This window comes from Clostridium beijerinckii HUN142, assembly GCF_000621745.1.
GTDB lineage: Bacteria > Bacillota > Clostridia > Clostridiales > Clostridiaceae > Clostridium > Clostridium beijerinckii_A.
In genome coordinates, this window is record NZ_JHXK01000013.1 from 24,285 (window position 1) to 36,296 (window position 12,012).

A 12,012-nucleotide genomic window follows, 5' to 3' on the forward strand; every position below is an offset into this window, starting at 1 on the left:
AAAGTGAGTTTTGGATATGTCAATATGGAAATTTATATATTGACATCTATTCAAAAAAATTATATGAGATTATTGAAAAATCATACTCAAAAAATAATTTAATTGCTATAGATAATGAATATGAATTTCTTGAAGATGAGTTTAAAGGAAGAAAAATAAAAATTTAAAAAGGCCAGATATATTGTAAGAGATATTATAAAAGAATGGATGTAGAATATTTAAAAGTCTAAATGAAAATTATATATTGAAGGTAGGTAACGAGATAAGCAAATCATTTTAATATGTATTCAACTAAAAAATAGAAGGTAATAAATTTGAAAAATAACTTTTCAAAGTAGAGATTAATGTATAATACAAGCCCAATGCAAGACTAATAATTTGCTTTGCATTGGGCTTTGAGTTTAGGAAAAAATTATTTGTCATAAAAGGTAGTTAGTGGTATAATTGTAATAATAAATTTTAAATAATAATTATTATTTGTATATATTTAAATTAATAAATAGAATTGGAGGTGGGAACAATGAGTAATTTTTTTATTAATATACTTCTTTTGATATCGGCAATATTTTTAGGTGGACATTTATCAAAGGATGCGCCCATTGAATGCAGTTCTAAAATTTTTGCAAAGGTTTTACTTGGTTTAGGTGGCGGAATTCTCGCAATAGGAATGATGATGTACACAATAAATATTGAAAGTACAAAAACTCTGGTGGATTTAAGAGTTATAGCATTAATGTTAATATATTATATTGGTGGACTTCTACCTTCATTAGTTACAGGAATAAGTATAGTCCTATTTAGAATTTTATATTTTGGAATCAATCAATCATCAATAGTAGCAGGCTATCAAATATTAATATTATTATTATCGTATTTCATAACTGGTAAATTGAAGCTAAACATGGTTAAAAAGTGGTTAGCGATATACTTACTTAGTATATTTTCGATGATTAGTACATATTATTACTTGTTGTTTAATGTTGGTGATGTATTTAAGATACTCTTGGCGTATTTGATTATGTCGGCAATTGCAGCTATATTAGCTTATTATTTGTTAAAATATGTTAAGTCGTCAAATGAATTGTATAGGAGATATAAAAATGAGGCTACTAAAGATTTTTTGACTGGATTAAATAATACAAGACAATTTGATTTGATATTTAATAAAAGTGTTACAAGTGCAAAAGAAAAGAATGAAAAGTTATCGTGTTTAATGGTTGATATAGATCATTTTAAGTATGTTAATGATACATACGGTCATGCAGTTGGTGATATAGTACTAAGAGAGCTAGCTGTTATTTTAAAAAATACTTGTAGAGTATTCGATGCAGTGTCAAGAGTTGGAGGAGAAGAATTTTGTATCTTATTAATTGACTGTTCTAAAGAGCGGGCGATGGATATAGGAAAAAGGATATGTGATGAAGTAAAGAAGCATGAGTTTGAAATTGGTGACGGTAGAAAGATAAGAATTACTGTTTCTGTAGGTGTGTCTGCTTACCCAGAATTAACAGACAACATTGAAACATTATTAAGACAAGCAGATGACTCTTTATATAAAGCAAAGCAAACTGGAAGAGATAAAGTATGTTCAGCCGACATATGTGATAAAATTTAAATAAAAAAGTTATATATTTAAAATAATACATAGCACACATCATATTTCTTGATAAAAAATTTATTGAATATGCGTGTGCTATTTTTAGTAATGATTTTGTGAAAAGACTAAAAATGAACTATAGGAGTGATAAAATAAATGAAAATATGTATCTATGTTCCTAGGTAAATTTATTTATATAAATCTATTTACCTAGGAACATAGATTTAAAGAAAAATATATACATATATAAATATTTATAGTAAACATGCGGGTTAGAGATGAAGTTTAAAAATCATTTTTAAATATTAACTATCTTTTAGATTATTACTTATGCTAAAATTATACATAAAAGGTATATTTATAGGTTGCTATTATATAAGAAGTAGCGATGTTGTAAAGTTAGGTTAATAGGAGGAAAGAAAATGGCTTCAAATATAGAATTTGTAGAATATGTATGTGAACAGATAAGTGGTGCCGGGAGCATAACGTATAGAAAGATGTTTGGAGATTACGGAATTTATTGTAATAAAAAAATAATAGGATTAATATGTGACAATCAATTCTTTGAAGAGGATGGGAGTTTCCATAAAGAAGAAAATGACTTCAATGGTCACAATGGATTTAATCGAAATAATCTTAAAAATTTGTTGTCAGAAATGGAGTTTAAAGAAATAGAGTCAAATACTTTTTATAATGGCGAAAAACTTGTAGGGGAAAATAGAGTGAAGTATTCTTTATTTTTAATGACGGGAAGAAAATAATAGGGGGGAAGACTTTGGGAAAGGCGAGAGTAGCAGAAATAACAGCAGAATTTAATTCTAATATAAAATCAGTTTGGGATATAGTAACAAATAATAATGAATATAGTTGGCGTAGTGATATCGAAAGAATTGAAATTTATAATAATGGGAAAGAATTTGTTGAATACACTCATAACGGGAGTGCTACAAAGTTTATTATATCCAAGAAGGATGAATATAGTGAGTATGCTTTTAATATGGAAAATAAAATGTTTACTGGGTTTTGGAAAGGTAGTTTTTCAGAAACAGAAAATGGTGGAACTAAAATAGTATTTAAAGAGAATCTCTTTATTAAAAATCCTATTATTAGGATGATTTCATATCTCTTTATGGATTTAAAGAAAATACAAAATACTTATATTTCAGATTTAAGAAAGAAGCTGGGTGAGTAATGAATATTAGAGAACAAATAATTGAAAAATATTTTAAATCTTGGTTAGATAATAATTGTTCAGTATTAAAAGATGTTTTTGATTTAAATGTAACTTATAGCGAATGTTATGGTCCTGAATATCATGGAATAGATACAGTTACAACATGGTTTAAAGAATGGAATAAACGTGGAAAAGTATTGGTTTGGGATATAAAGCAGTTTATTCATCAGGGAAATATATCAGTAGTTGAGTGGTATTTTAAATGTAGATATGATGGAGAAATTGAAGAATTTGATGGAGTATCGCTTATTGAATTCGATGGTGATAATTATATCGTAAGCTTAAAAGAATTCCAATCTAAAATTCCACATTATTATCCTTATAATAATTAAATTATAGTTTATATTGACACATTCTTCCTGAAATGCTATTCTAGTAATAGAATAGGTAGGTGTAATGAACATGACACAAATTGAAGTGATACTTTTATCGCTCTTATATGATAAAGATTATTATGGATACGAATTTGAAACTGTAATAGAACAAAGGAATATGAGAGGGTGGACCGATATTGGATTTTCGTCAATTTATAATTCTTTGAATAAACTTGAGAAGAAAGGTTATATTGGTTCTAGATATGAAAAGGAATATGGTTCACCGAAGAGAAAAGTGTATTTCATAAAAGAAGAAACTAAAGTAATTATTAGGAATCAAATTATAAAAATGATAAGCGAGTATAAGACTGACCCCAGTGAATTTGATATAGGTTTATTATTTTCTTATTTATTAACAAAGGAAGAATTGAATAAAGCTTTAATTAACCATAAGGAAAATTTAAAAGATAGAAAAGAATTTTTAATTAAAAGATATGATCAGCATCCTACAGCAAAGGAGCGATCACATATAAAAGCATTGTTTGAAAGACCAATAGCATTTATATATACTGAAATTTCTTGGATTGAAAACTTTATTAATGAAAATTTTTAGGCAAAGCTATGTTATAGTGGAGGTATTTATATGGGGAATAAAAAAGTTTTACGAATTGTTTTTTCAAGCGTAATTTCAGATGCTGGAGAAGTAACACGCGCAATAGAAATAGCAGATGGGATCAGAAGTTTTTGCCCAGAAGATTGTGAAGTAGATATAACTTTTTTATCTACAGGGAGTGTTTTTGAGGATAAAGTAATTTCAAATGGATTTAAGATTCACAAATGTTCGCCATCACTTCCAGGGATAGAATTTCGTGAGGATTTTAAAACTAAAGGCAGTAATATAATAGGAAATGTAAAACTTGCATGTGAATTGTTAAAAGGGGAGATAGAGGCTTTTGATGACTTAAAACCAGATATTGTTATCTATGGATTCAACCCTATAGCAGGCCTTGCAAGAAGAATGGTTGACAAGCCAATACCAGGAATTTGTTATATGCCTACACCTATGCACAAGGATGTATATCTTACTACGTTAATGAAACATGCACCAGACAATATTAAACCTCTGACGTACCTTCCTTTAAACTTTCGAAAAGGGATTATGAAATTAATTCCTAAAGCAGTAAAGTTAAAAGTACCAGCTTTTGTTTAAACTAATATTATCAAAGCACTTGAAGAATTTCAGTGGAATGGAAGTCCAGTTAAAACAGTGTTCGATATGCTTGAGGCGGATTTAACGATAATAAATGATTTTGAAGAATTTAATAAAGAGCATAAACTTCCTGATAATTTTAAAGTTGTAGGGCCATTATATGCACCAGCATCAAATAATTCAAAAATAGATGAAAATATTTTAAGAATTTTTAATTCAGAGAGTAAAAAACTTAAAGTTTTCTGTACGTTTGGAAGTTCTGGAAAAAAGGAATATTTATTTGAAGCAATAAAAGCTCTCACCCAAGGAATAGGAAAAGAATGGAGTGCTGTGATTTTGGCACCTAAAGCTGTATGTCAAATTAAGGAAGCAATCGAATGTGCGGGAAATAGCCCTAATGTTTATATTACAGATGAATTTGTACCAGCACCTTTAGTAAATGAACTTGCAGATGTGGTTGTGTCTCATGGTGGCCAAGGAACAGTTCAAACTGCTATTGCAAGTGGTACTCCTATTGTTGGATTTGCAATGCAGCCAGAGCAGCAGATAAATCTTGATAATGTAGTAATGAAAGGTGCAGCAATAAGAATACCAATTCATAGATGGAATGCACCAAACATACAATTGGCTATAAGAAATATAATTAAAGACACTTCCTATAAGGAAAATATAAATACATTAAAAAAATTGTTGGAATCCTCAGATGGTAAGAAAAATTCAGCACTTGCCATATGGGATTATATACTTAATAAGTTAAATTAACAAAAATGATTGGAGGATAAGAGAATGAGTGATGTGTCATCAGTTAGTAATGCATTTAAAACTTTTATGAAAGAGGCGCCGGAGTATCAAGAGATATGGATGGAGACAGTTCAAAAATTAGATTCAGTAAGTAAACTTGATTCAAAAACAGAGGAACTTGCATATATTGCAGTTTTAGCTTCTTCAAGACTTGAAGGCGGTCTGCCTTTTCATGTTAAACATGCAAAATCTCTTGGAGCAACAAGAGAAGAAATAATAAGTGCTGTTTTAATAGGATTGCCAGCCGTAGGTAATATAGTAATTCAATCATTACCAATAGCAATTAATGCGTATGATGGTGAATAAATATGGAGAATTTATTTTAGTTTTAGGTATTATTTTTATAGAATAAAATAATATTATATTAAAATAATAATATTTATAAAATATTACAAACAAATAGATAATTTTTTAACGAATATTTTATGTAAATTTAGATTAATAATGATTTTAAACGACATAAAATTACAGATATATTGATGTATTTTGTTATAAAACATCAATATATAGATGAAAATGTATTACGAAAATAAGTGAAATTATGTTGGAATATGGTAGAATATAAGTGGGTATAAAAATAGGGTATAAAAAATATGGTTTGTGAGAGATGGTAATCACCAAAAAAGGCTAAGTAGTTAATACTTAAGCCTTTTTTTGATATTGAATTATATGATTGTCAAATATTTAACTTACTATATGAATATAGAGTGACTTAGATATGAAAAGTTACAAAATTTGCTATGGGCTTAAAGTGTCATACAATTTTATTAGAATTATTAGTTTTATATGAGTTAAATATATTAATAAATAATAAAAAGGATAACTTGTTTAAGGGAATCAAGTTATCCTGAATACTGAGTTGTTGTATATTTATTTAATAGGAGAACAATTAATATAAATTGTTTATAATATTATAATAAAGGATAATTGTGGCAATATTATGTCAATTAAAAAAAGATTTTTATTAAAATTATTAGAAGATTAAGTAATAGAATACTCAATTTAAATAAAAGGAAAATAGTGAATAAATTGCATAATTCAACAAAATATGCTATCATATATCTATGTTATGTATAGAGAATAGTTATTATGTAGATGAGGAGTGTGGGTATTTTATGAATATAAACAATGAACTTAAGGAAGTTATAAATGATAAATTGAAGAGAAATTCTGAGGTTGAATTTATCGCAGGATTGAAAGATATAACTTTATCTGATATTGATTATATTGAGAAGTTATCTGCAGTTAAAAATTTAAAATCAAAATTAAATTATCAAATTGTGGATAATACGTATATAAAAATTGAGTGTTCTTTGTAAAAGTATAAGGTTAAGCATTTTAATTAATTTTATATAAAGAATTTATTTTGGTATATGAGTATTATAATAAAGGGACTTAAATAACATAAGAGAATGATTTTTACCCCTATAGGATAGAAAATTAAATTTTATCCTATAGGGGTATTTAGCGTTAGTAGCTTTATGAGTGTTCTCCTTGATTGTATCTATTTTGTTTAGTTAATTGTATAACTAAAAGTTGCGTGTGGAAGAATAAATTTATTAGAAGGAAGTTAGGAGGTGAATTTATGGAACAAAAACATCTGGCACCAAATGAGACAATGCAAGTTCATGAAATGTTAAACTTCAAAACTATATGCATGACCACATCAAAAATGATGGAAGGTGTAGTATTTGATCAAGATCTCAAGGCGTTATTAGAGAAGGATGTACAACAATCTATAACAGCAATAAGTAACTTACAAAATTTATTGAAAAAAGCTCCTAAAATAAGATGAAAATTTCACATATACATCGTTTGGAAAAATGATAGAAAACAAAGGAGGGAAAATTATGATTAATGATTATTTAGAAATAAGAAATGCAGAGGGGATGCCTAAACTTGTGGATGCAAATATGTCTCTAGGCTTTTTATTAAATGCAAAAAGTGGTGTGAGAAATTGTGCGATTGCATTGACTGAGGCGACAACTCCAGAAGTTAGAACTGTTTTAAAGAATCAGCTAAATGACGCAATTCTTATGCATGAAGAAATATCAAATCTTATGGTAGAAAAAGGTTGGTTCCACCCTACAAATTTAGAAAAGCAATTTCAAATGGATATTGAATCATCTACAACAATATCTCAAATTGCTAGTTTAGATTTATTTCCTGGAGATACAAGTAGAAGTGGTATGTTTGCAACACTAGAAAAATAATAAAGGAGGTAATTGTTTAATGAAGGCTGTAACATTTCAAGGAATAAAGAATGTAAAAGTTAAAGAAGTTAAAGATCCTAAAATCCAAAAAGCTGATGATATTATTGTTAAGCTTACAAGTACAGCGATATGTGGTTCTGATTTGCACTTAATTCATGATATGGTTCCAAACTTACCACAAGATTATATCATAGGACATGAACCCATGGGGATTGTTGAAGAGGTAGGACCAGAAGTTACGAAATTAAAAAAAGGTGATAGAGTAATAGTGCCTTTTAATGTAAGTTGTGGAGAGTGTTTTTATTGTAAACATGATTTAACATGTATGTGTGATAATTCAAATCCTAATGGAGAAAATGGAGGATTTTTTGGATATTCAGATACATTTGGAGGATATCCAGGAGGCCAGGCAGAGTATATGAGAGTGCCTTATGCTAATTTTACTCCTTTCAAAATTCCAGAAGATTGTGAAGTAGAGGATGAAAAATTATTATTGATGTCAGATGCAATGGGAACTGCTTATTGGAGCGTAGAAAATGCTGGGGTTAAGAAAGGTAATACTGTTATTGTATTAGGTTGTGGGCCTGTAGGACTATTAGCACAAAAGTTCTGCTGGATGCACGGTGCAGAGAGGGTAATAGCAGTTGACTATATCGATTATAGGTTAGAGCATGCAAGGAGACATAATAAAGTTGAAACTGTTAATTTCGAACAACATGAGAATACAGGGGAATATCTAAGAGAAATCACTCATGGTGGAGCAGATGTAGTAATAGACTGTGTTGGAATGGATGGAAAAATGACACCAATGGAGTTTTTAGGATCAGGTTTAAAACTTCAAAGCGGATCATTAGGTGGATTTGTTATAGCTACTCAGGCAGTAAGAAAAGGCGGAATGATTCAAGTTACTGGAGTTTATGGAGGAAGGTATAATGCATTTCCTTTTGGAGATATAATGAATCGTAATATTAATATAAGAACAGGTCAAGCTCCAGTTATTCCATATATGCCAACACTTTATAAATTACTTGCTGAAGGAAAAGTAGATCCAAGTGATATTATTACTCACAGATTGCCCCTTGATCAAGCGCCATATGGATATGAAGTATTTGATACAAAAACTGACGGATGTATTAAAGTTGTTCTAAAGCCATAGGAAAAGTTTATTTATTAAGGAGGGTAAAAAAATATGAATGATCAAAGTATTGCACCAAATGAAACTATGCAGTTGCATGAAATATTAACATTCAAAAATACATGTTTAACTAAAGCGCTTACTATGTCACCATTAGTTTCTGATGAAGAATTAAAATCAATATTGAAACAAGAGGTATCTGTATCAGAAAAACATATTGAAGAGTTGAGAAGTCTTATGGAAAAATCTAATATTGCATCTTCAGAAGAATAAATACTATATTTTAGAAAGGAGACGGAATTATGAATGGATTAATAGAAAGTCTTACAGGAATGAGTAAAATGACTGATCAAGTTATAGCTACTGACTTTTTAATTTCGGCCAAGAGCGGAGTACAAAATTATGCAGTTGCGATAACAGAATCAACTTCATTAGAAGTTAGAGCTATATTAAAGAAGCAATTACAAGATGCAATTCAAACTCATGAAAAAATATCAAATTACATGATGGAGAAAGGTTATTACAATGCTTATGATTTAGGAGAGCAGTATAAGGTAGATATGGAAACAACAGATACAACTTTAGGTCTTACAAAGAATTTAAAGTGATTCAGAGAACATATTTGACTCAATATAATAAAATATGATAGAAAAAAAGAATGACTTATTTAGGGGAATAAGCCATTCTAAAATACTATTTATAAGTATTTTTAAATTAGGGTTAATAATAATGCTTTAACTACTTTACAAATATTATTATAATAGATTTATGTTACAGAAATGTTACAGAATGATAAATTTATTATAAATAATCAATAAAAAGTTGATTAAGAAAATTAAAATTTTAGCAATAAGGGGGAGTACAACTGATGTATTCGCATGAGATTGACTATAAGGTAAAAGGTGACGATATACAATATGTAGAAATCGAGCTTGATCCTACAGAAACTGTAATAGCAGAGGCTGGAGCGATGATGATGATGGATCCTAATATACAAATGGAAACTATATTTGGAGATGGGTCTAAGCAAGGTAGCAGCAGTTTTATGAATAAAATTTTTTCTGCAGGAAAAAGAGTGCTTACTGGAGAAAGTTTGTTTATGACTGCATTCACAAATTCGGGAGCATTAAAAGAAAAAGTGTATTTTGCTGCACCTTATCCAGGAAAAATAATTCCTATGGATTTAAGTTTATTGGGTGGAAAATTAATATGTCAAAAAGACGCTTTTTTATGTGCAGCTAAAGGTGTATCTGTAGGGATAGATTTTAGAAAAAAGCTAAGTGTAGGTTTTTTTGGTGGTGAAGGTTTCATACTCGAAAAATTAGAAGGTGATGGATTAGCCTTTGTACATGCGTGTGGTGCGATAGTTGAAAGAAATTTATTGCCTGGAGAAACATTAAAAATAGATACTGGGTGTTTAGTTGCTATGACTAAAGATGTGCATTATGATATACAATTTGTGGGGGGAATTAAGAATACGCTATTTGGTGGAGAAGGTGTATTCTTTGCAACTGTAATGGGACCAGGAAAGATATGGGTTCAAAGTTTACCATTTAGTAGACTTGCAGAACGTGTATTTGCGGCGGCTCCAACTTCTGGTGGAAAAAATAGAGAAGAAGGCGGTGTTCTGGGGATGCTTGGGAATATTTTAGATGGAGATAATTAGAAGAAAAATAGATTTGTACTAATTTATATATGATAGGAATAACATAGATTATTGATATTTCAATAACTTATGTTATTTTTTTATTAAAACAATTAGAAGTTTGTCACCGATTAGGGTTAAAAACTATATCTTTATATATTATAATTAAGAAGGGATAAATTGGGTAAGCAATAATAAGTTATATATTAAAGAAAATAAAAGGTATTTACAGTTGATAATCATTATCATATAATAAGTAGAAGAAAGGAGTGGATCTATATATGAATGAGAAAAATAAAGATCTAACTAAAAATAAATTAATCGGAAAAGATCTATTAAAATATATTGGACCAGGAATTTTAGTTACAGTAGGTTTTATAGATCCAGGAAATTGGGTATCAAACATTGCAGCCGGATCTAATTATGGTTATAAACTGCTTTGGATTGTTACTCTATCAACAATAATGCTAATAATATTACAACATAATGCTGCTCATTTAGGAATAGTAACAGGATTATGTATTTCGGAAGCAATTAATAAACATATAAATAAATTTTTAGGACGAGTAATTACAATAACAGCAATGTTAGCAGCAGTGAGTACTGCTATGGCAGAAGTATTAGGAGCAGCGATAGCTTTGGACATGTTATTTAATATTCCACTAAAATTAGGTGCATTAATTTCTGCGTTAGTAATTATATTTATGCTATTTTCCAATTCATATAAGAAAATAGAAAAAGTAATAATTGGATTCGTATCAATTATAGGAATATCATTTATATTTGAAACTTTCTTGGTGAATATAAATTGGGGAGAAGCAATACGTAGTGCAGTTGTACCTAGTATTCCAGTAAATTCCCTACCAATAATAATGAGTGTATTGGGGGCTGTAGTTATGCCACACAATTTATTTTTACATTCTGAGGTAATCCAGAGTAGAAAGTGGAATTTAAAAGATAAATCCATATTAGAGAGACAATTAAAGTATGAATTTATGGATACAATGTTATCAATGATAATTGGATTTATAATAAATAGTGCTATGATTTTAGTTGCAATAACATTTTATAATAATAATGTTCAGGTTACCGAACTTGAACAAGCTCAAACAATGTTAAAACCATTGCTTGGAAATTCAGCTTCGATAATATTTGCTATAGCATTGCTTTTTGCTGGATTAGCATCATCAGTTACAGCTGGTATGGCTGGAGGATCAATATTCGCTGGTTTATTTGGAGAAGAATATGATATAAACAGTAAAAGCAGTAAGATCGGAGTATTAATAACTATATTGGTTGCTTTAGTTATTATATTTTTTGTTAGCAATCCATTTGAGGGCTTACTTTATTCCCAAATGCTATTAAGTATACAATTACCAATAACAATTTTTACACAAATATATTTAACATCATCAAAAGAAGTAATGGGAAAATATAAAAACACTACATTAGAAAAGATTGTTTTATGGAGTATTGCAGGAATAGTTACTATTTTAAATGTCATGCTATTGATAAGTTCATTTTAAGAAATATAGTAGTTCAAAATTGTAAGAGGGGCAGTTGTGCTCCCTTTTTTTATTCTTTAGAAATTTATATTCTAATAAAATCTGTGGATGAGGTACTGCTTGAGGGTATAACTTAAAAAAGGTTGATTGACTAGTTTTTATATTTTAAAAAGAATAAAAAAGAAATCTTATTCGCCTGCATAAAATGTTCTTATATGTAGCATAGCTGCCATTTCTGATGTGCAGATTTTTCTCACATGCGTTCGAAAAGGCAGATGCGTGAAAAAATCTCCGGCTTCACGGTCGCTTGCGATTTTGTTCTTCTCTAGGAATTTTATAATTAGCTTGCTGTATTAGA

General features: G+C 29.0%; 16 protein-coding genes. All 16 read left to right on the top strand.

From position 1 onward, the window contains the following. The first annotated feature begins 520 nt into the window (after positions 1-520). The gene (locus T483_RS0107830) at positions 521-1,615 is read left to right on the top strand and encodes a GGDEF domain-containing protein (RefSeq protein ID WP_026886355.1); all 1,095 of its coding nucleotides are present in this window, start codon (positions 521-523) and stop codon (positions 1,613-1,615) included. A 404-nt stretch (positions 1,616-2,019) separates the two neighbouring features. Then, a complete protein-coding gene (locus T483_RS32075; protein WP_026886356.1) occupies positions 2,020-2,358 on the top strand; it encodes a TfoX/Sxy family protein in 339 nt (112 codons plus the stop codon). Between the two features lie 14 nt (positions 2,359-2,372). Continuing rightward, positions 2,373-2,789, top strand: a complete 417-nt coding sequence (locus tag T483_RS0107840) for a hypothetical protein (RefSeq protein WP_026886357.1) — start codon at positions 2,373-2,375, stop codon at positions 2,787-2,789. After that, positions 2,789-3,163: a nuclear transport factor 2 family protein gene (locus tag T483_RS0107845; RefSeq protein ID WP_026886358.1), complete on the top strand. Its 375-nt coding sequence runs from the start codon at positions 2,789-2,791 to the stop codon at positions 3,161-3,163. The genes T483_RS0107840 and T483_RS0107845 overlap by 1 nt, the downstream gene beginning before the upstream one ends. Positions 3,164-3,233: 70 nt before the next feature. Further along, entirely contained in the window at positions 3,234-3,758 is a 525-nt protein-coding gene (locus tag T483_RS0107850; protein WP_242841821.1) for a PadR family transcriptional regulator, read from the top strand. Between the two features lie 30 nt (positions 3,759-3,788). Further along, positions 3,789-4,355: a hypothetical protein gene (locus T483_RS32080; RefSeq protein WP_242841822.1), complete on the top strand. Its 567-nt coding sequence runs from the start codon at positions 3,789-3,791 to the stop codon at positions 4,353-4,355. A 66-nt stretch (positions 4,356-4,421) separates the two neighbouring features. Continuing rightward, on the top strand, positions 4,422-5,117 hold the full coding sequence (locus T483_RS32085) for a glycosyltransferase (RefSeq protein WP_242841823.1): 696 nt from the start codon (positions 4,422-4,424) through the stop codon (positions 5,115-5,117). Between the two features lie 24 nt (positions 5,118-5,141). Then, the gene (locus T483_RS0107865; RefSeq protein ID WP_017208795.1) at positions 5,142-5,462 is read left to right on the top strand and encodes a carboxymuconolactone decarboxylase family protein; all 321 of its coding nucleotides are present in this window, start codon (positions 5,142-5,144) and stop codon (positions 5,460-5,462) included. Positions 5,463-6,271: 809 nt separating this feature from the next. Further along, positions 6,272-6,475 (top strand): hypothetical protein, encoded by a 204-nt coding sequence (locus tag T483_RS0107870; RefSeq protein ID WP_026886361.1) that lies wholly within the window; start codon positions 6,272-6,274, stop codon positions 6,473-6,475. Between the two features lie 266 nt (positions 6,476-6,741). Continuing rightward, on the top strand, positions 6,742-6,951 hold the full coding sequence (locus T483_RS0107875) for a hypothetical protein (RefSeq protein WP_026886362.1): 210 nt from the start codon (positions 6,742-6,744) through the stop codon (positions 6,949-6,951). Between the two features lie 55 nt (positions 6,952-7,006). Continuing rightward, the gene (locus T483_RS0107880) at positions 7,007-7,369 is read left to right on the top strand and encodes a spore coat protein (protein WP_026886363.1); all 363 of its coding nucleotides are present in this window, start codon (positions 7,007-7,009) and stop codon (positions 7,367-7,369) included. 19 nt (positions 7,370-7,388) lie between these two features. Continuing rightward, complete coding sequence (locus T483_RS0107885; protein WP_017208799.1) at positions 7,389-8,525, top strand: zinc-dependent alcohol dehydrogenase; 1,137 nt, start codon at positions 7,389-7,391, stop codon at positions 8,523-8,525. Positions 8,526-8,558: 33 nt separating this feature from the next. Beyond that, positions 8,559-8,777 (top strand): spore coat protein, encoded by a 219-nt coding sequence (locus tag T483_RS0107890; RefSeq protein ID WP_023976369.1) that lies wholly within the window; start codon positions 8,559-8,561, stop codon positions 8,775-8,777. Positions 8,778-8,806: 29 nt separating this feature from the next. After that, positions 8,807-9,112, top strand: a complete 306-nt coding sequence (locus T483_RS0107895; RefSeq protein WP_017208801.1) for a spore coat protein — start codon at positions 8,807-8,809, stop codon at positions 9,110-9,112. Between the two features lie 260 nt (positions 9,113-9,372). Then, positions 9,373-10,170, top strand: a complete 798-nt coding sequence (locus tag T483_RS0107900) for a TIGR00266 family protein (RefSeq protein ID WP_026886364.1) — start codon at positions 9,373-9,375, stop codon at positions 10,168-10,170. 260 nt (positions 10,171-10,430) lie between these two features. Next, entirely contained in the window at positions 10,431-11,675 is a 1,245-nt protein-coding gene (locus T483_RS0107905; protein WP_026886365.1) for an Nramp family divalent metal transporter, read from the top strand. The last annotated feature ends 337 nt before the right edge of the window (positions 11,676-12,012 follow it).

Bases quoted from the DNA above. Each gene is read 5' to 3' on its own strand.
- T483_RS0107900 (WP_026886364.1), top strand. From the start codon at position 9,373: ATGTATTCGCATGAGATTGACTATAAGGTAAAAGGTGACGATATACAA.
- T483_RS0107885 (WP_017208799.1), top strand. From the start codon at position 7,389: ATGAAGGCTGTAACATTTCAAGGAATAAAGAATGTAAAAGTTAAAGAA.
- T483_RS0107845 (WP_026886358.1), top strand. From the start codon at position 2,789: ATGAATATTAGAGAACAAATAATTGAAAAATATTTTAAATCTTGGTTA.
- T483_RS0107870 (WP_026886361.1), top strand. From the start codon at position 6,272: ATGAATATAAACAATGAACTTAAGGAAGTTATAAATGATAAATTGAAG.
- T483_RS0107905 (WP_026886365.1), top strand. From the start codon at position 10,431: ATGAATGAGAAAAATAAAGATCTAACTAAAAATAAATTAATCGGAAAA.
- T483_RS0107830 (WP_026886355.1), top strand. From the start codon at position 521: ATGAGTAATTTTTTTATTAATATACTTCTTTTGATATCGGCAATATTT.
- T483_RS0107895 (WP_017208801.1), top strand. From the start codon at position 8,807: ATGAATGGATTAATAGAAAGTCTTACAGGAATGAGTAAAATGACTGAT.
- T483_RS0107850 (WP_242841821.1), top strand. From the start codon at position 3,234: ATGACACAAATTGAAGTGATACTTTTATCGCTCTTATATGATAAAGAT.
- T483_RS0107875 (WP_026886362.1), top strand. From the start codon at position 6,742: ATGGAACAAAAACATCTGGCACCAAATGAGACAATGCAAGTTCATGAA.
- T483_RS0107890 (WP_023976369.1), top strand. From the start codon at position 8,559: ATGAATGATCAAAGTATTGCACCAAATGAAACTATGCAGTTGCATGAA.
- T483_RS32080 (WP_242841822.1), top strand. From the start codon at position 3,789: ATGGGGAATAAAAAAGTTTTACGAATTGTTTTTTCAAGCGTAATTTCA.
- T483_RS0107865 (WP_017208795.1), top strand. From the start codon at position 5,142: ATGAGTGATGTGTCATCAGTTAGTAATGCATTTAAAACTTTTATGAAA.
- T483_RS32085 (WP_242841823.1), top strand. From the start codon at position 4,422: ATGCTTGAGGCGGATTTAACGATAATAAATGATTTTGAAGAATTTAAT.
- T483_RS32075 (WP_026886356.1), top strand. From the start codon at position 2,020: ATGGCTTCAAATATAGAATTTGTAGAATATGTATGTGAACAGATAAGT.
- T483_RS0107880 (WP_026886363.1), top strand. From the start codon at position 7,007: ATGATTAATGATTATTTAGAAATAAGAAATGCAGAGGGGATGCCTAAA.